The following is an 18959-nucleotide window of genomic DNA, read 5'->3' as shown; positions in this document are numbered from 1 at the left end:
CCTGCCGGATTATTGCTTCAGCGAGCCCATCGTCAGGCCGCGCACGAGATGACGCTGAACCAGCAGAATGACGATGAAGGCCGGCACGATCGCGGCGGCGCCGAGCGCGGCCATGTTGCCCCAGGCGGTGCCGATTGATGTAACGAAGGTCGAGGACACGACGGGTACCGTCTTCAGGCCCGTCTGCGTCAGCGTCAGGACGAACAGGAACTCGGTCCACGAGAAGATGAAGCAGAGTACCGCGCTGGCGGCGATGCCGCCCTTGGCCATCGGCAGCACGATGCGGCGGAAGATCATCCAGCGCGAGGCGCCGTCGAGAAGCGCGCTCTCGTCGATCTCGGCGGGAATATCGTCGAAGAAGCTCTTCAGCAGCAGCACCGCGAGCGGCAGGTTCATCAGCCCGTGGATCAGGATGACGCCGATATAGGTATCGAGCAGGCTGAACTGCTTGAAGATGAAGAACATTGGGATGGCGACGGCGACAGGCGGCATCATGCGCGTCGAGAGCACCCAGTTGACGAATTCGTGCCTGCCGCGGAAATGCATGCGGGACAGCGAATAGGCCGCAAGCGTCGCGACGGTGATGGCGAGGACCGTCGACATCGAGGCGACGACGATCGAGTCCCACAGCCGCGGCGCCATGTAGAAATTGCCGCCGCCGGGCGTCACCGCGGCCTGCTGGCCGAAGGAGAAGCCGAGCGAGATGCCGAAGACCTGCTCGAAATTCTTCACGGTTGGCACGAAATCGACGATGATCGGCGGCCAGTTGAAGATGTCCTTGGCGTCGCGGAAGGCGACCGAGGTCCAGAAGTAGATCGGGAAGAAGAAGATCCCGACGACGACCCAGCCGGCAAGGGTGCGCAGCGCGCGGGCGGATTTGCTCTGTTGCATGTTACCACCTGACCTTTGCGATGCGGATGAAGAGGTTGGCCATCACCATGACGATGATGAGGCTGGTGAGGCTCAGCGTTGCGCCATAGCCCCATTTCAGAAAGGAGAAGGTCTGCTGCCAGGCATAGAGGCTGACCGTATAGGTCGCCGTACCGGGTCCTCCCGAAGTCATGACGAAGACGTAGTCGAAGACGCGGAACAGATCGATGCCGCGCAACAGCACCGCGACCGCGATGACCTTCGACATCATCGGAAGGGTCAGCCGGCGGAACATCTGGAAGGACGAGGCGCCGTCGATGCTCGCCGCTTCGTAGGGCTCCACGGGAAGGGCACGAAGGCCGGCCATGAAGATCAGAACCATGAAGGGCGTCCACTGCCAGATCTCGGCAATGAGAACCCCGGCCAATGCCAGCGACGAGGTGGCGAGGATCGGCGTCGACTTGTCGAGCAGGCCGAACTGGCCAAGCAGATAGGGCAGCACGCCGAATTGCGGGTCTTCCATCAGAAGGAACATCATGCCGGCAATCGCCGGCGGGATCACCAGCGTCATCGACAGGACGGCCCGCAGCACGCCGAAGCCCGGCAGCTCCGCATCGAGCAGCAGGGCGATCGCCATGCCGAGGATGATCTCGAGGGTGAGCGCCACGGCGAAATAGACGAAGGTGACCCCGAGCGCGCTCCAGAAGCGCGTGTCGTTCCAAAGCTGCACCCAGTTGGCGAAGCCGACGAATTTCAGCCCTCGGGTGGCTGGGGCGAATTCATGGAAGCTCAGCCAGATATTGTAGATCAGCGGATAGATGGTGAAGACCACCAGCAGCGCGATGAGCGGCAAGAGCCATGGCCATGGCGAATCCGAGATCGCGATGCGTTTGACCTGCACGATGGGCATTGCCTTCTTCCTCCCGGGTACAGCGGCGCATCCGCAGTCCAGCCGCGGGCGTCCCGTCCTCCTCGTCTTTCCTGAAGCGCCATCGGCGCTTCCTGTCTCTCCGCCACCCGCCCCGAAGGGACAGGTGGCGGAGCTTTGTTATTCCGGAGCCCGCCACTCCGCCGATGCGGAGGCGATCTCCCGTCGCTCCCGCATGTAGAGGTCGAGTGCCTCGATCTCAGCCGGGCTCATCCGCAGGCCCGATTTCGTCAGTCGCCAGACGATGTCGGCCGCCGTCCGGGTGTATTCCTGCGTCGTCAAAGCCGACTTCCGCCGCCGTGATGGAGCCGCCGAAATCGCGGCCAAGCTCGGGACGGCTCGTCGCCGTGCCGAGGATCGCGCGCACCTCGAGCCCGTAATGCCGGACCAGACGGCGTGCCTCGCGTTCGAAGCGCAGCGGCCAGATGAGCCGAGATCGGCCTGTTCGACGAGCAGCACCTTCAGCCCGCGCCCGGCTGCGTCGCCGCCGATGCCCGCGCCGTTGATGCCGCCGCCGATGATGGCGATGTCGTAGACCACGCCGCTCATGCCACTTCCCTTCGTGCCGCGAGGATATGGTTCGCCACCTCGACGAAGCCGTACCCGCCGCGCGCCGTCGTCACATAGGCGGGCGCCGCATCCATGCGGTTCCGGAGAGCCAGCACATTGGCGACACCGCAGGCATTCGGAAAGAAGCCGAACATCGGCGCGTCATTCGGACTGTCGCCGACGAAAACGATCCGCGACTTGTCAGCCTCCAGATCGACGCCGAGAATGTCGGCGGCAAAGCTGCGGCTCATCGTCAGCTTGTCATAGGCTCCGTACCAGCCGTTCACATGGATGGACGACACCTTGGCCACAGCACCCTCCTGCTCGAAGATGCGCTTGATCCGGTCCACCTCGCCATCGGCAAGCGGCGGCACATCCTCGCAGAAGTCGATGGCAAGATCGGCTTCACGGTAGAGCTGGTCGGCCGAGATCGCCGCACCCGGAACCTCGGCGAGGATACGCGTACGGACAGCTTCAAGCCTTTCGCGGTCCGCCGCCCGCTGGGCATCGTCGATGGCAAAGTTGCGGCGCATACGGCGGGTCTGCTGGTCATAGGAGAAATAGAAGGCGCCGTTCTCGCCGACGACGCCGGCCACCGGCCACATGCGGGCAATCATGTCGCACCAGCCGGCCGGGCGGCCGGTGATCGGCGCAACCGCAATGCCGGCCGCACTCAGGCGCTCCAGCGCGGCATAGGCAACGGCGGGCAGCCGGCCCTCATTCGTCAGCGTATCGTCGATATCGGCGAAGAGCACTTTGATCCGGGCTGCAACATCAAGCGGCATGGTGGCAATCGGGCGCATCCGCTCACGCCTCCCCGCCGGCGAAATCCTCGAGCATCCCGGTGTCCGCCGCGATATCGAGGAAGGAATAGCGGTTGCGCATCTCGCGGCTGTAGATCAGCGCCTCGCGATAGATCTCGACCGGCAGGCCGAGATCGGCGGCCGTCATCGGACCGCCGGCATCACGGAGCAACTGCTCCATCTCCGCAACCGGCAGGGCGAAGGCATTGAGCTCGGCGCGCAGCACCGGCCACAGCGTGGCCAGTTTCTCGTTGATCTCCGCCGCGCCGCGCGCGTCGAAGATCTTCGGCTGGATTTCCTGGTAGCACTGGGCGGCAACCTCCGCGCCCATGCGCCGCGCCATCGCCTGCGGAACGATCCGGCTCGGGCGGATCTGCGGCGGCGTCTCGCTGTCGAGGAAGATGCGCTGGAGGCGCGCCATGGAGAGCGTCGCGACGCCGACCTGCTGGCCGTGCAGCGTTCCGGGATGCTTGTCCCTGGCAAAGCAGTCGATGTAGTGCGACACCTGGTGCTCGCCCATCGAACCGTGGTTCGACATGCCGGTAAAGGAGATGCCGAGGCCGCAGAGCGCCAGCACACGGTGGAGATAGCCATTGGCGGCGATATCCCCCGTGGCGATGCCGGCAGCGCGCCGGTTCAGTTCGCGCTCGTCATCCTCCTGGATGATGTAGGGAACGGTCGAATAGAGCGTGCCGAGCAGGCGGTGTGACATCCACCAGTCGACCTGCGCGACGGAGCGGACGAGGCAATCGGCAAAGCCGGCGGCCGAAAGATAGGCAGGCGCTGCCGCCGTCACCCCGAGATCGATGAAGAAGCCCGACGGCGCATGCGAGGGCAGCGACACTTTCAGACCGTTTTCGAGCGTGATCGAGGCGGTGGTCGAGGTGTAGCCGTTCATCGATGCGGCCGTGCCGAAGACGGCATAGCGGCGGTTGGTACGGCCGGTGACGAATTTGCAGAGATCGTTGATCGTGCCGGAACCGACCGCAATGACAGCCTCGGACCGGGCGAGCTTTTCCGTCAGGTCATGGACCGCGGCCATGTCGGCGTGCGGATGATCGAGGATCACGGTGTCGACGGCCCCGAGGCTTTTCAGCGCCTTTTCCACCCGCGCCCCCATGGCGTCGAACGTCTGCGCGTCGGCAACGATCGTATAGCGCTCGCCAAGCTCCAGGCCGGCGACCAGATCGGCCTCGCGGCCCTGCAGGCTCTCGCCAATGACGATGGACTCATAGGGAACCGTGGCGCGCTCGCCGGTCTCCGGATTCGTCCATTTGCCGGCGACGATGTCGTCGATGAGCGTAGTCCAGCCACCCACAGGCGCGTTGCCGGGCATCTTCATCCTCCCTTGAACCGCTTCCTCGACGGCTCTAATCACGTGCTCAAGCGGCAACGAGGTCGCCTCCACATGCTGTCGGTAGCAAATGACAACACTCTCTGTCATTTGTCAATACATATGACAGACACGATTGACAAATGACACTGCACGCTGTCTGATACGAGCGAGGGAAGAGGACGGGATGGGACGGGAGAAGACCACACGCGAAATGAAGTCGGCGCGAGGCGTCGCCGAGACGGGGTCATCCTTGCCCACGGAGTTCGACGACGCGGTGATGTGGGCCGCCTGGCTCTACTACGCAGACCAAATGACGCAGAGCGAGATCGCCAAGCGCCTCGGCGTATCGCGCGCGACGATCGTCAACCATCTGCAGGAAGCCCGCGAGCGCGGCATCGTCTCGGTCAACATCAACCCGCAGGCGGGCGGGCGCACCAGCGTCGCGCGGGCGCTGATGCAGCGCTTCGGCCTGTCCGGCGTTTTCGTCATTCCGAACGGCGAGGAGGAGAGCGTCTCGCAGCGGCTGGGCGATGCCGGCGCGCGCGTTCTCGCGGACCAGATCGAGGATGGCGACATCATCGGCGTCGCCTGGGGCCGCACGGTGCTGGCGGCCGCCGACCAGATCTCGCTGACGCGGCCACTGTCCAATCTCACCGTGGTGCAGGTTTCGGGCAGCTCCACCGGCGAGCCGGATTTCTCGCCGGAACTCTGCACGTCGCTGCTGTCGAACCGCATTCACGCGCGCTGCGTCAACCTGCTCGCACCCGCCGTTCTGTCGACCCGCGAGCTCAAGGCGGCGCTGCTGGCAGAACCCGTGCTGAAGAAGCAGATGGATCTGGTCCATTCGACCCACCGTATCCTTTTCGGCGTCGGCGATCTCGGTCCGCGCAGCACGGTGCGCGCCTCCGGCATCGCCAGCCGGGAGGAAGTGGACGATTACATCGCCCGCGGCGCCGTCGCCGTCATCATCGGCCGCTTCATCGATGCGCATGGTGCGGCGGTGGGCGGGGACCACGACGAACGCATGGTGGGCATCACGCTCGACGAGCTTAAACAGGTGCCGAGCCGAATCTGCCTCGCCGGCGGGCGGGCCAAGGTCCCGGCGATCATCGCGACGCTGGGGGCCGGCTACGCCACCCATTTCGTCACCGACATTGCCACGGGAGAGGCCCTGCTGGCGGTCTAGCCTCCGTCAGGGAGAAGAGACTGTCGCACCGGCCGGGAGGACGCGCCGGGCGACAGGGAAAACAACGGCACGGCCCTTCGCCGCGGAGGAGATCAGGATGCAACCGGACGAACGCTATGTCATTGGCATGGATTCATCGACCCAATCGGTCAAGGCGATCGCCTGGACGGCCGATGGCACGCCGCGCGCCGAGTGCCGCGCCGCCCATGTAATTTCGACGCCCCATCCGCTGCATGCGGAGCAGGACGCCGAGGACTGGTGGACGGCCGCGGCCGCCGCGCTGTCGTCGCTCATGCAGAAGATCGATCCCGCCCGTGTCGACGGTATTGCGATTTCCAACCAGCGCGAGACGATGGTCCTGCTCGACGAGAACCGCAAGCCGCTGGCGCCGGCGACACTCTGGCTCGACCGGCGGGCGCAGGACGTCGTGCCTGTCCTGGCGCAGGAGCTCGGCGCCGAGCGGCTTCATGCGATTTCCGGCAAGCCGATCGACGTCATCCCCTGCGTCAACCGCCTGCGCTATTATCGCGAACACCAGCCGGAGCTCCTCGACCAGGCCGCCCAGATCCTCAGCGTGCATGATTTCCTGACGATGAAACTGACGGGAACGGCACAGGCGAGCTGGACCAGCGGCGACCCGTTCGGCATTCTCGACATCGAGAACAAGGTCTGGTCGCGCGAGATCCTCGACCATCTCGCCATTGCGCCGGAAAAGCTCCCCGCGCTCCACCGTCCCGGTACGAAGATCGGTCGCATCACGCCGGCGGCCGCAGCGGCAACGGGTCTCCTTCCCGGCACCCCGGTCTATGCCGGTGGCGGCGACGGCAATTGCGCCGGACTCGGCGTCAATGCGATCAGCCCCGGCGTCGTCTATCTCAATCTCGGCACGGCGGTGGTCGGCGGGTGCTGGTCGGCAACGCCGGCACTCAGCCGCTTCTGGCGCACACTCGTCTCGCCGGACGGGGACGGCTATCTCCTCGAAAGCTGCCAGCGCGGAGGCGCCTATTTCGTCAACTGGCTGATCGATACCTTCGCCGGCGGGCGCACCAATCCGGCGATTTTCGAGTCGCTGGAAGCGGAGGCGAGCGGCCTCGGCGTCGGCTCGGGCGGCGTGACCGCACTATCTTATCTCATGGGCTGCATGGACCCGCACTGGGACAAGAATGCCCGCGCCGGCTTCGTCGGGCTCGGGCCGGAAACCGGCATGGCTCACCTCTACCGCGCCGGCATGGAAGCCATCACGCTCGAATTCAACCGTTCGCTTGCTGAGATGCGCCGGACAGGCGTGATCGCGACGCGGATCTTCGTGATCGGCGGCGGCGCCGGCAGCCGGCTCTGGCGCCAGATGGTCGCCGATGCCAGCGGCCTGCCGGTCATCCGCAGCCTCTCGAACGAGGCCTCCGCGCTTGGCTCCGGCATGTCCGCAGCCGTCGGTGCGGGCTGGTATTCAGACTTCCACGCCGCCGCCAATGCGATGTCGCGCCTCGCCGAAGAGGTCGAACCCGACCCGACTGCCGCCGACGCCTGGGCGAGACTCTCGCATCGGCAGGCAAACCTCTATTATGCCGTGCGGGATCTGGATCTCGATCGGCAGCGGATGTGAGAAGGCTCAGCCGTGGTTTCGTTTTGTCCTGACTATCATCACAGCGGTCGCGCAACAGGAGTCCAGTATGTCACGCCCTGTCGCATCCAGGCCGATGTTTAGCTAGCAGAAGGCAGTGACAGTTTTTTACGAGCAGATCCTCAGATAAGCTTGCTGAGCCGCGGCACAGGCCGGCCTTCGAGGTCGATGGCAAAGACCAGACCGAAGCGGGCAAAAAGGATTGAGAGAGCAAATGCGAGCCAGGCACCGAGTGCCAGGCCTGCTACGACATCGCTTGGATAGTGGACGCCGATGATGATGCGGGTTGCACCGAGCCAGAGCCCGATACCGATGAAAATGAGCCTGACGTGCGGAAAAAGGAGGATGAGTGCCACAAAGAGCGCGCCGATATTGGCCGCATGACCTGAGGGAAAGCTCTGATGCAGGAAATCCATGGTCAAGGGCGAGAAACTGAAAATGCCCTCCTGCTCATAGATAAGCGGCCGCGCCCGTCCGATCAGGAATTTCAAAGTGTTCGCGCAGATGCTGGCCAGGATCACCGACAGACCGACATAGGCTGTCATCTGGACGAAATAGACCATGCGGAATTTGCGGCGGACTTTCCAAAGCCGCCTTCGAACAGCGTAACCGGTGGCAAGAATGGTGCAAAGGCCGGCAAGGATCCATGCAAGGCGGCCGATATCCGTTACGTTGCCTGCGATCATTACTAAAGGAGGCGAAAGGCTTTCCGCCGCCTGTCCAAGCGGTCTGTCGAAGACAAAAAAGGCAATGGCGACCACATTGATTGCGGAAAGCGTGAATGCCTTCCAGGGAACTCTGCGATGGACCGTGCGCCGGGCGTCGTAGCGTGTGCCCAGATAAGATCGCCAGCCTCGTTTGTCATCGTCGGTATTGCTCATGCCATCCCTTCGTCGTTTCCATGGGACATAGGAACCGCAGCAGATGCGTTCAATAAAAAGCCCTCCATACTGATCGGTACGGAGGGCGGAAAAGCGGTTTCACGTGAGATATCAGGCAGAAAGCATCTTGAACTCGGCAAGGATCGCCTCGCCCATCTCAACAGTTCCAACCTTCTTTGCGCCTTCGGCCATGATGTCGGCCGTGCGAATACCCTTGTTGAGAACGTTGGCGATCGCCTTCTCAAGATTGTCGGCTTCCTTCACGAGGTTGAAGGAATAACGCAGGCACATGGCGAAGGAGGCGATCATGGCGATCGGGTTGGCGATGCCCTTACCGGCGATGTCGGGAGCCGAGCCGTGGACGGGCTCGTAGAGCGCTTTTCGTTTGCCTGTCTTGCCATCCGGCGCACCGAGAGAAGCGGACGGCAGCATGCCAAGCGAACCGGTCAGCATCGCCGCGACGTCGGAAAGCATGTCACCGAAAAGGTTATCGGTGACGATGACGTCGAACTGTTTCGGCTGGCGTACCAGCTGCATGCCGCCGGCATCGGCCAGCATATGCTCGAGCTGGACGTCGGAGTATTTCGCCTTGTGCGTCTCGGTAACAACCTGATTCCAGAGCACACCCGACTTCATGACGTTGCGTTTTTCCATGGAGCAGACGCGGTTTTGGCGGGTCCGCGCCATTTCGAAGGCGACGCCGGCGATGCGTTCGATTTCGTAAGTGTCGTAGACCTGCGTATCGATGCCACGCTTCTGGCCGTTGCCGAGATCGATGATCTCCTTCGGTTCGCCAAAATAGACCCCGCCCGTCAGCTCGCGGATGATGAGGATGTCGAGTCCTTCGACCAGGTCCGGCTTCAGCGAAGAGGCGGAGGCAAGCGCCGGATAGCAGATTGCCGGGCGCAGGTTTGCAAAGAGTTCCAAGTCCTTGCGCAAGCGCAGAAGGCCCGCTTCCGGGCGCACTTCATAAGGCACGCTGTCCCATTTAGGGCCGCCGACGGCCCCGAAGAGAACGGCGTCTGCTGCCAGCGCCTTTTTCATGTCGTCTTCGGAGATGGCCGCGCCATGCGCATCGTAGGCATTGCCGCCGACAAGGCCTTCATCGGTAACGAAGCCGGCATTCATCGCCTCGTTCATGTAAGCAATGATCTTGCGGACCTCGCCCATTGCCTCGGGACCGATGCCGTCGCCCGGCAGCAGGAAAAGATTGCGCGCTGTCATGAAACCCTCCGCGGAAAAACAAGCTGCGGCTTCTTAGACCCCGCCGGAAGCCATTTCAAGGAACAGAACGGCCGAATCGGTACGGTTTGTGGCTTCACGATGGTGACGCGTATCCCCCGTATTTTTCCAAGCAGCAAAGAAAAAGCCGGGTGGAAGCCCGGCTTGATCGCATGCTGTGTTTGGAAGACTAAGCTGCCCAGGGACGCGCCGCAGCATTCTTCTTCTCGAAGCTGTCGATCGCTTTGCCCTTTTCCAGCGTCAAGCCGATATCATCGAGGCCGTTCAGCAGGCAATGGCGCTTGAATTCGTCGAGGTCGAACTTGATCGAACCGCCGTCCGGGCCGGTGATTTCCAGGTTTTCGAGATCGACCGTCAGGACAGCATTGGAGCCGCGCGAAGCGTCGTCCATCAGCTTGTCGAGATCTTCCTGGCTGACTGTGATCGGCAGAATGCCGTTCTTGAAACAGTTGTTGTAGAAGATGTCCGCAAAACTTGTGGAGATAACGCAACGGATGCCGAAATCGAGAAGCGCCCACGGGGCATGCTCGCGCGAGGAGCCACAACCGAAATTACCGCCGGCAACGAGGATCTTGGCGTTGCGGTATGCCGGCTTGTTCAGCACGAAATCGGCATTTTCGGAACCATCCTCGTGGTAGCGGGCCTCGGCGAAGAGGCCCTTGCCGAGACCGGTGCGCTTGATGGTCTTCAGATAGTCCTTCGGAATGATCATGTCCGTGTCAATGTTGACGACAGGCAGGGGCGCTGCAACGCCGGTGAGCTTCACGAATTTATCCATGACCTAGGCTCCAAATTCAGCGGATGTACTTTCGTTGATCAGCATCTAGTCCAGTTTCCCGCCGAAATGAAGGAGAATCTTTCTGAATTGGCGGCCACACGGCGTTTCGCGCGGCCTGTCCATCGTCCATGTCCCGTTACTTGGACGTGTCGTTCAGCCCCCAGAGCACACCGAATGGATCGCGAAGCTGACCGTAGCGGTCGCCCCAGAACATTCGTTCGACCGGCATGACGACCTCGGCGCCGACAGACACGGCGCGCTCCCACCAGGAGTCGATGTCATCGACGATCAGCTGTATTGCGAAGCCTTCATGGCCTTTGAAGGGATGGCCGTATTCAGGATAGGCATCCGACAGCATGAGAGAGCTGCCATTGATATAAAGATGCACATGCATCGTCCGACCCTTCTCGTCGGCTGGCACGACATAGGCTTCTTCGGCGTTAAATGCCTTCTTGTAGAATTCCGCGGCCTTGAGCGCGCCGTCGACCGTCAGATAGGGCAGCAGGCCGTTTTTGACCGGGGGCATCTTGGCGGGGACGTTTTCGTTGCTATCCATGTTCTTCCTCCGTCTCTTGATTTTAAAGGTCCGGCATCACGGCCGACCGCTTCAAGGACGTAGGACTAGAACGGGAGCCGACAGCTCCATAAAGAATTTTTGTGAAGGGCTGAATGGCCGGTTGCGATCACAGATCGATTATCGTGCCGCGGCCGTCGTTCCAGATGCGCATTTCACGCTTTGCCTCAGCCTTGGCGCGGACGGGCGCCGGCTTCATCTTCATCGAAAGCGCACGGCCGACCATGAGGACGGTCAGGATACCGCCGATGGCGAGCGTCACCGAAACGGTGAGAGCAGCGAGCGCCACGAATACAGTGATCCCTGACAGCATGAGGAAGATGGAACGTATATTCTGCATGAGTTTAGACCTTTCTACGAAAGGAATGTGGTCCTTGGTTTTCCTCTCTGCAAGTCAAGCATGGCTTTTTGTTGTCTTGCCACTCTTCACAAAGCTTGGCACACATTCGTGATGAGCCAGAATTCGCCCGTCCGTTCCTTCAGTCTGCACCGTTCAGTGCTGAGCGTTCCCGCCATCAATCTCCGCGCGCTCGAAAAGACCCGTGCGCTCGATTGCGACGCCGTCATTTTCGACCTCGAAGATTCAGTGGCGTTCGAGAAGAAGGAAGAAGCGCGTGAACACCTGAAAACCTTCTTTTCGGGGAAACCACTCGAGAACAAGGAAAAGATCATCCGCATCAATGCGCTCTCGTCGAGTTTCGGCCATGCCGATATGGAACTGGTGCAGGCTCTCCGGCCGGATGCGGTGCTTTTGCCGAAGGTCGACGAACCGCAGGACGTCATGGCGGTGAGCGACCTTCTTGCCGACGCGGATGCGCCGGAGACCTTGCGTATCTGGGCGATGATCGAGACGCCGCGTGGCATCCTGAACGCTGCCGCAATCGCAGAAGCCGGCCGCACTTTGGGCTCGAGGCTCGATTGCTTCGTTATCGGATTGAACGATCTGCGCAAGGAGACCGGCGTTCTGCCGCAACCGGGCCGAAGCTATCTCGTACCGTGGCTGATGCAGGTCATCCTCGCCGTGCGGGCCTATGGTCTCGATGCGATCGACAGCGTTTTCAATGATTTCAAGGAAATGGATGCTTTCGAGGCCGAATGCGCGCATGGCCGAGCCATGGGCTTCGATGGCAAGATGCTGATCCATCCGGCGCAGATCGAGGCTGCCAACCGGCACTTCGCTCCCGACGCGGCTGCCATCCGGGAGGCGGACGAAATCATTGCGGCTTTCGCCGATCCTTCGGCCGAAGGTCTCAACGTCATCAATTTAAACGGCCGGATGATCGAGCGGCTGCATCTTGTCCAGGCGGAAAGCCTGGTCCATAAAGCCCGCCTGATTGCCGAACGCCAGACTGCTGAACGAAAGCCTTTATCATGAAGCTCTACCGCCTTTTGACCGGCCAGGACGACGCCGCGTTCTGTCATCGCGTAACCGATGCGCTCAACAAGGGCTGGTCGCTTCACGGTGTGCCGTCGCTGACCTTCAACGCTCAGACCGGCCAGGTGATTGCCGGCCAGGCGATCGTCAAAGAGGTCGAAGGCAAGGATTATCATCCGGAGATGAAACTCTCCGAACAATAGCTCAGCGGTCGGCAGCTTCCTCGACGCTGGCTTCAATCCGCTCCATGTCGTCATCGCTCAGGCCGAAATGGTGACCGATCTCATGGATGAGGACGTGGGTGATGATGTCTCCAAGCGTTTCTTCGTTTTCCGCCCAATAATCCAGAATGGGACGTCGGTAGAGGCGGATACGATTGGGCATCTCGCCGGTCTCGAGCGTGAAACGCTCGGAAATGCCCCTGCCTTCAAAGAGTCCAAGCAGATCGAACGGCGTTTCCAGCGCCATGTCCTCGAAGACGTCATCGTCCGGAAAATCTTCGATTTCGATGGTCAGATTGTCGGTGAGCGACCGGAACTCATCCGGCAAATGGCTATAGGCTTCCATCGCCAGGGACTCGAATGTGCTGAGCGTTGGAGCATGGCGGTCCCGCCAATCCTCGCTCTGGTTTATGCGGGCCATGAAAAATCCCTTCCTTTGGCGCCCATATAGAACCTTTGTGGAGGATTTTCGAGTGTGGAATCAAAGGCAGGAATAAATTCACAAGAATTGGCTGTTGACTCTTCTAGCAAGCTCTGGAATCCATAAGAACATAACAGGAACAATCTGACTTTGGAGTGAACGTCATGGCGCAGACGGCCGTGGCGCGCGAGCAGCTTTTTGCGCTCCGCGAAACCATCGCGAAACTTGAAGGCAAGCCTGCGCCGGCGCTTGCGGCGGCGGCGCAGGAGGCTTTTGCGACTGGTGACGATACCTATTCGAAATCCGCAAAAACGCCCCCGCGCCTGTCTTTCGGCATTCCAATTCTCGACGAGGCACTTGAAGGCGGTCTGCCGCTTAACGGCATTACCGAAGTCCGCTCTCTGATGCTGAGGCAGGCAGGCGCCGCCAGCGGTTTCGTGCTGGCGCTTGCGGCTTTGCTGCAGCGACAGGAGACGGCGGATGGCATGCCGGTTCTCTGGATCGGCGACAGGATATGCACGATGGAAGCAGGGCTTCCCTATGCTGTCGGCCTCAAGGATTTCGGATTGGAGCCGGAGCGCTTTCTCATTGCTTCGCCACACAAGTTGGAAGAGGCGCTATGGCTTGCCGAAGCGGCTGTCGAAAGCGGCATCTTCCCCGCCACGATCCTGGAGGTACGCGGCAATCCCGCTCATTTCGGCCTGACGGAAAGCCGGCGATTGAGCTTGCGGGCAAAGGCTTCCGGCCGTCCGCTTTTTCTGTTGCGGCAGGGCGGCGAGGAGGAGGCGAGCAGCGCCTTGTTCCGGCTCCTTGCCGAACCCGCGCCGGTCAGTGCACGGCCTCTGCCGGATGGTTCGATGTTAGGCGGCAGCCTCGGCAATCCGGTTTTTCGTCTCATCCTGGAGAAGAGCCGCAACCCGGCTCCCGTCTCCTTTCTTCTGGAGTGGAATCCTTATGACCGCCGGTTTTTCCCCGTTAACCAACCAGAGCACACTCGCTTTCCAGGCGACCAGTCAGCGCATTCTGTCGCTCAGCTTTCCTCATCTTCCAACCGACAGAATCGCCCGCAAGAGGTGGGGGCTGTCCTGGCGTTCGGCCGGACGCCCTGACGCGCCGCCGATCGTCTGTTCTGGACGGTTCAACAATGCCATGCGCCTGACGGCACTCGATGAGGTGGCGGAACGGATTAAACTGAAGAAAAACCAAGGGGTAGCCGAAGCGCGCGCCATATTCCCCCTTCTGGATGTCATCGAGGAAGATCCCGCCGCCGATCGCCGGCTTCTCGAAGGCATCGCTGATTGGTGCGACCGTTATACGCCGCTGGTGGCGTTCGACGGCAAGGACGGCCTGTTTCTGGATATCACAGGCTGCGCCCATCTCTTTGGCGGCGAAAGGGCTATGCTCAAGGATATCCTTTCCCGGCTCTTCCATATGGGGCTCGATGTTTGCGGCGCGATCTCTTCGTCGCCGGGCCTCTCCTGGGCCGTTTCCCACTTCGGGAGTGGTGGCGTCATTGAAGCCGATGAGATGGAACATGTGCTGGCGCCGTTGCCGGTCGCGGCCCTTCGGCTGGAGGAAGAGACTGTCGAGGCACTGAAGAAGCTCGGGCTCAAATATATCGGCGACCTCCTGTGTGCCCCCCGCGCACCGTTGGCCCGCCGTTTCGGCGCGCAACTCCTGCCCAGGCTCGATCAGGCGCTGGGAGCGGAAGAGGAGCCGGTTTCCCCGCGGCGGCCCGTTGCCAGTCTTTCCGCGGAACGACGCCTCATCGAGCCGATTGGTACGGAAGAAGATATCCTCGCCGTCACCGGCCAGATTGCAGCATCACTGAAAGCATCGCTTGAGGCACGCGGCGCCGGCGGCCGTGCGTTCGAACTCGTGCTGTTTCGCGTCGACGGCAGGGTCTTCAGGATTCCCGTCGGGGCCTCACAGCCTCTCAGGGATCCGAAGCATATCGCTTCGCTGTTCTGCGAGCGTCTGCAGGCAATCCACGACGATCTCGATGCCGGCTACGGCTTTGAAATCCTGCGGCTGAATGTGCTGCGCCATGATCCATTCGATGCGGCACAGGGGGATTTCGAAGGAGGCCGACAGAAGGAGATGTCGCTTGCGACTTTCATCGACCGAGTCTCGGCCCGCCTCGGCACGGATTGCCTACAGAGATTTCAACTGCGCGAGAGCCACGTGCCGGAGCGGGCGGTGACTGCAATTCCCGCCATGGAAGGCCCTCCGGCACGCCGGAAGGCGGAGGTGGGAAATTCCTTTCCTTCACGGAGCGAGCGTCCCCTGCGGCTTTTTGCCCGGCCGGAGCGAATGGAGGCCCTGCTTGCCGAAGTGCCCGACGGCCCGCCGCAAGTCTTCCGCTGGCGGCGTATGCAGCATCGCGTGGCAACAAGCGAGGGACCGGAGCGGCTTGCCATGGAATGGTGGATCGATGGCGCGGATGCCGAGGCGCGCGATTATTTCCGCATCGAGGATGATGCGGGTCACCGTTTCTGGATCTATCGCGAAGGTTTTTACGGGCATGCACTTCCTCCACGGTGGTTCATGCATGGGATTTTCGCATGAGCACGGTGCCCGCATTTTTCGAGATCGGTGCGAGAACGAATTTCTCGTTTCTCGAAGGAGCCTCCAGCCCCGAGGAGATGGTTGTGCAGGCGGCTTGGCTGAAGCTCGGCGGACTCGGGATTGCGGACAAGAATTCGGTTGCCGGCGTCGTGCGGGCGCATGCGCAGGCGGAGGAGATCAGGAAAAAATTCGAGAGGAAGGAAGCTGGCCTTCTGGAAGAGGATGAGAAGGAGAGGAACATTCCCGATCCAATCCGCATCCAGCCAGGTGCACGTCTCGTCTTTTCGGATGGAACCCCGGATGTTCTTGCCTATCCACGGAACAGGAAGGGGTGGGCGCATCTTTGCCGCCTGCTGAGCGCCGGGAACCTGAAAGACGAGGCGGAGAAGGGGACCTGCATTCTTACGGAGACGGAGTTCATGGAATGGGGAGACGAGATGGTACTCGCTCTCGTTCCCGACCGGTCCGTCCTGGACGACGCTGCCGGACGGAAGGCGTTGGAAGACCGTCTGGAGCGGTTCCGGAAGCGATTCCGCAAAGCACTCCACATAGCGCTGGTGCCGGCCTATGACGGCCGCGACAGGCAGGCCTTCGCAGTGCTTGCCATGCTCGCGGCGCGCAACCGCATTCCGCTGATCGCGACCAATGAGCCCCTTTACCATCATCCTGAGCGTCGCCCCCTCTCCGATATCGTGATTGCGATCCGGGAGCATGTGCCGATTGCCGAAGCCGGTTTCCTCCTGGCGCCGAATGCCGAGCGCTACCTCAAGGGAACACGCGAAATGTTCCGTCTCTTCAGGGACTATCCCGATGCGATCGAAAATACGCGCACGTTCTTCTCCAGTCTCACCTTCTCGCTCAGCGAGTTGGAGCACAATTATCCGCCTGAAAACGATCCCGGCGAGACACCTTACGAAACGCTCGAACGGTTGACACGCGCGGGAGCGCAAAAACGCTATCCGGAGGGTATCCCCGAAAAGATCGCGGCGCAGATCGACTATGAACTCAACCTCATCCGCGAGAAAAAATACGCCTCCTATTTCCTGACCGTTCACAAGATCATCCAGCATGCCCGTTGTGAGCTGAAGATTCTTTGCCAGGGTCGAGGGTCGGCTGCGAACTCGGTCATCTGCTACTGCCTCGAAATAACGGAAGTCGATCCGGCCAAGAGCACGCTTCTCTTCGACCGGTTTATCTCGATGGACCGGGACGAGCCGCCGGACATCGACGTCGATTTCGAGCATGACAGGCGCGAGGAGGTCATCCAGTTCATCTATAAAAGATACGGCATAGAGCATGCCGGGCTAACGGCGGGAGTGACTACTTATCGAACGCGCTCGGCTGGCCGCGAAGTCGCCAAGGCCTTTGGGCTTTCGGAAGATGTTCAGTCGGCGATCAGTAGCCTCGTCTGGGGCTGGTCCGACGACAGTCTCTCGGAGCGCGATGCAAAGGCGGGCGGCCTCGACATTGGCGATCCGGTGACGAAGAATGTTCTCAGATATGCGTCCGAGCTTCTCGGGTTTCCGCGCCACCTCACCCAGCACGTCGGCGGATTTGTCATCACCCGGGACCGGCTCGACGAAGTCGTGCCCATCATGAAGACGGCGATGCCGGATCGCTACATGATCGAGTGGGACAAGGACGACCTCGACAACGTCAAGATCCTCAAGGTGGACGTCCTGGCGCTCGGCATGCTGACCTGCCTGCGGAAGGCCTTTTCGCTCCTTCAGCTTCATTACGACGTGAAGAAGACCCTCGCCGATCTCGGTAACAAGGAGCACGGGGACGAAGGCGAGCCCGTCTACGCCATGATGTGCCGGGCCGATACGCTGGGCGTCTTCCAGATCGAAAGCCGGGCGCAGATGAGCATGCTGCCGCGTCTTAAACCGAGGAAATTCTACGATCTCGTCATCGAGGTGGCGATCGTGCGGCCGGGACCAATCCAAGGCGACATGGTGCATCCTCACCTGAAACGCCGAGAACAGTGGAAAAACAACATCCCGATCGAATATCCCAACCCGGAGTTGGAAGCGGTCCTTGAAAGAACGCTCGGCGTTCCCCTGTTTCAGGAGCAAGCCATGCAGATTGCGATCACCGCCGCGGGTTTTGCACCCGCAGAAGCCGACCGGCTTCGGCGGGCAATGGCGACGTTCAAGAGAACAGGAACGATCGGCAATTTCGAGAAGCGGTTCATCGATGGAATGATTGCAAAGAACTACGCCCGTGAATTCGCGCAGCAATGCTTCAACCAGATCAAGGGTTTCGGCGAGTACGGCTTTCCGGAAAGCCACGCGGCTTCCTTCGCGCTGCTCGTTTACGCTTCATCCTGGATCAAGGCCTATTATCCCGATGTTTTCTGCGCGGCGATGCTGAACTCCCAGCCGATGGGGTTTTATGCGCCGGCGCAACTGGTCCGGGATGCGCGGGAGCACGGTGTGGAAATTCGTGCGGTCGATATCAACCGTTCGGATTGGGATTGCCTCTTGGAGGAAGCCCGTTTCGACAGGTCGAAAATCGATTTCCGGCACAAGGATATGTGCGAGGTCATCCGGACGAAGAGAGCGGTTCGTCTCGGTTTCCGGCAGGTGAAGGGCCTTTCCGAAGACAGGATAATGGAGAAATTGATCGCAAATCGAGGTGCCGGTTATCGATCGATCCGCGATCTATGGCTGCGCTCAGGCCTTGAGAAATCGGATATCGAACGGCTGGCAGATGCAGATGCGTTCGGTTCCATCGGCTTGTCGCGGCGCGAGGCGCTCTGGGCAGCGCGGGCGCTCGACGTGAAAAGTGCGGCAGAGAAGCTGCCCTTGTTCGATCGGGTATCCCATGTCGATCTCCAAATCGAACCGAGGATGAAACTGCCCGAAATGCTGCCGGGCGAACAGGTGGTCGAGGATTATCGCTATCTATCGCTATCACTGAAGGCGCACCCTGTTTCCTTCCTGCGAGAGGACTTCCGGAGAGCTGGAATGACGCGCAATGTCGATCTTCTGACCGTGCCGAACGGAAAGAAGGTGACGATTGCGGGGCTGGTGCTGGTCCGCCAGCGGCCGGGCACCGCCAAGGGGGTGGTCTTCATGACGCTGGAGGATGAAACGGGCGTTGCCAATGCCATTATCTGGAAAAAGGCTTTCGAGAAATACCGTTCGATCGTCATGGGCGCGCGTCTCGTGAAAATCCACGGCAGACTGCAAAGTCATAGCGGCGTAATTCATACGGTCGTCGAGCACATCGAAGATATGACGCCCGCTCTCGGTCTCCTGCAGAAGGAGGCGCAACGTTTCGGCGCATGCGAGCGCGCCGACGAGGCAGTGCGGCCGACGGCCGATCCTCGTGGAAAAAAGATGGCGGGTATTCTCGAAAAAGCGGCCATCGAAAGGCGAATGATATCGGCAAGCGGTGAGACGAATGCCGCGGAGACCGCGCAGGTCATGCCGAAGGGACGCAATTTTCATTGATATTGTCGTCCAACGATGTCTGCCAGGGCCGGCATTCCGCGGCCAGTCTTCGGAAGCTAATCTGGCGTAGCGCGAGTATATCTCTGTATTTGCTGACCAGGTTGCGAGCGGCGCTGATCCGCGAGACACACCAGCGCGGTCGATTATT

18 protein-coding genes are annotated in these 18959 nt (G+C 61.1%); 7 read left to right on the top strand and 11 right to left on the bottom strand.

Translation table 11 applies throughout. The features are described 5' to 3' along the window. Positions 1-9: 9 nt before the first annotated feature. The 5 genes from N2599_RS17885 to N2599_RS17865 form a co-directional block, all read right to left on the bottom strand. Positions 10-891: a carbohydrate ABC transporter permease gene (locus N2599_RS17885; protein ID WP_027512231.1), complete on the bottom strand. Its 882-nt coding sequence runs from the start codon at positions 889-891 to the stop codon at positions 10-12. 1 nt (position 892) lies between these two features. Further along, positions 893-1780, bottom strand: a complete 888-nt coding sequence (locus N2599_RS17880; protein WP_027512230.1) for a carbohydrate ABC transporter permease — start codon at positions 1778-1780, stop codon at positions 893-895. A 138-nt stretch (positions 1781-1918) separates the two neighbouring features. Beyond that, a complete protein-coding gene (locus tag N2599_RS17875; protein WP_027512229.1) occupies positions 1919-2347 on the bottom strand; it encodes an FAD-dependent oxidoreductase in 429 nt (142 codons plus the stop codon). Then, positions 2344-3150, bottom strand: coding sequence for an HAD-IIB family hydrolase (locus tag N2599_RS17870; protein WP_027512228.1), 807 nt, complete (start codon positions 3148-3150; stop codon positions 2344-2346). Before N2599_RS17870 ends, N2599_RS17875 begins: the two co-directional genes overlap by 4 nt. 4 nt (positions 3151-3154) lie before the next feature. Continuing rightward, positions 3155-4486, bottom strand: a complete 1332-nt coding sequence (locus tag N2599_RS17865; protein WP_244915115.1) for a sn-glycerol-1-phosphate dehydrogenase — start codon at positions 4484-4486, stop codon at positions 3155-3157. Between the two features lie 211 nt (positions 4487-4697). Between N2599_RS17865 and N2599_RS17860 the strand changes: the two genes are divergently transcribed. Together N2599_RS17860 and N2599_RS17855 are read left to right on the top strand one after the other, a co-directional pair. Then, the gene (locus tag N2599_RS17860; protein WP_037143086.1) at positions 4698-5672 is read left to right on the top strand and encodes a sugar-binding transcriptional regulator; all 975 of its coding nucleotides are present in this window, start codon (positions 4698-4700) and stop codon (positions 5670-5672) included. A 97-nt stretch (positions 5673-5769) separates the two neighbouring features. Next, positions 5770-7275: a xylulokinase gene (locus N2599_RS17855; protein WP_027512225.1), complete on the top strand. Its 1506-nt coding sequence runs from the start codon at positions 5770-5772 to the stop codon at positions 7273-7275. Positions 7276-7415: 140 nt separating this feature from the next. Here N2599_RS17855 and N2599_RS17850 read toward each other — a convergent pair whose 3' ends face one another. The 5 genes from N2599_RS17850 to N2599_RS17830 all read right to left on the bottom strand — a co-directional run bounded on the left by N2599_RS17850 (position 7416) and on the right by N2599_RS17830 (position 11108). Continuing rightward, on the bottom strand, positions 7416-8174 hold the full coding sequence (locus N2599_RS17850) for a phosphatase PAP2 family protein (protein WP_027512224.1): 759 nt from the start codon (positions 8172-8174) through the stop codon (positions 7416-7418). A 111-nt stretch (positions 8175-8285) separates the two neighbouring features. Further along, on the bottom strand, positions 8286-9398 hold the full coding sequence (gene leuB, locus N2599_RS17845) for a 3-isopropylmalate dehydrogenase (protein WP_027512223.1): 1113 nt from the start codon (positions 9396-9398) through the stop codon (positions 8286-8288). Positions 9399-9585: 187 nt separating this feature from the next. Continuing rightward, positions 9586-10194: a 3-isopropylmalate dehydratase small subunit gene (gene leuD, locus N2599_RS17840; RefSeq protein ID WP_027512222.1), complete on the bottom strand. Its 609-nt coding sequence runs from the start codon at positions 10192-10194 to the stop codon at positions 9586-9588. Positions 10195-10330: 136 nt separating this feature from the next. Then, positions 10331-10750, bottom strand: coding sequence for a VOC family protein (locus tag N2599_RS17835; RefSeq protein ID WP_027512221.1), 420 nt, complete (start codon positions 10748-10750; stop codon positions 10331-10333). 127 nt (positions 10751-10877) lie between these two features. After that, positions 10878-11108, bottom strand: coding sequence for a hypothetical protein (locus N2599_RS17830; RefSeq protein ID WP_027512220.1), 231 nt, complete (start codon positions 11106-11108; stop codon positions 10878-10880). A 111-nt stretch (positions 11109-11219) separates the two neighbouring features. Here N2599_RS17830 and N2599_RS17825 point away from each other — a divergent pair, with 111 nt between their 5' ends. Continuing rightward, positions 11220-12143: an HpcH/HpaI aldolase/citrate lyase family protein gene (locus N2599_RS17825; RefSeq protein ID WP_027512219.1), complete on the top strand. Its 924-nt coding sequence runs from the start codon at positions 11220-11222 to the stop codon at positions 12141-12143. Next, positions 12140-12346: a DUF1737 domain-containing protein gene (locus N2599_RS17820; protein WP_027512218.1), complete on the top strand. Its 207-nt coding sequence runs from the start codon at positions 12140-12142 to the stop codon at positions 12344-12346. Before N2599_RS17825 ends, N2599_RS17820 begins: the two co-directional genes overlap by 4 nt. Position 12347: 1 nt before the next feature. Here the strand turns inward: N2599_RS17820 and N2599_RS17815 are convergent, their stop codons facing one another. Then, a complete protein-coding gene (locus N2599_RS17815; protein ID WP_027512217.1) occupies positions 12348-12785 on the bottom strand; it encodes a metallopeptidase family protein in 438 nt (145 codons plus the stop codon). Between the two features lie 164 nt (positions 12786-12949). Here N2599_RS17815 and N2599_RS17810 point away from each other — a divergent pair, with 164 nt between their 5' ends. The 3 genes from N2599_RS17810 to N2599_RS17800 are packed head-to-tail and all read left to right on the top strand — an operon-like array spanning position 12950 to position 18811. Beyond that, complete coding sequence (locus tag N2599_RS17810) at positions 12950-13894, top strand: ImuA family protein (protein WP_027512216.1); 945 nt, start codon at positions 12950-12952, stop codon at positions 13892-13894. Between the two features lie 40 nt (positions 13895-13934). Continuing rightward, positions 13935-15353: a Y-family DNA polymerase gene (locus N2599_RS17805; protein WP_027512215.1), complete on the top strand. Its 1419-nt coding sequence runs from the start codon at positions 13935-13937 to the stop codon at positions 15351-15353. Beyond that, positions 15350-18811 carry an error-prone DNA polymerase gene (locus N2599_RS17800; protein WP_027512214.1) on the top strand — a complete coding sequence of 1154 codons (3462 nt, stop codon included), beginning with the start codon at positions 15350-15352 and terminating at the stop codon, positions 18809-18811. The genes N2599_RS17805 and N2599_RS17800 overlap by 4 nt, the downstream gene beginning before the upstream one ends. Positions 18812-18959 lie beyond the last annotated feature (148 nt).

The organism is Rhizobium sullae, assembly GCF_025200715.1.
Lineage (GTDB): Bacteria > Pseudomonadota > Alphaproteobacteria > Rhizobiales > Rhizobiaceae > Rhizobium > Rhizobium sullae.
The sequence above is the reverse complement of the archived record's forward strand: the minus strand, read 5'-3'. Positions and strand labels throughout refer to the sequence as shown.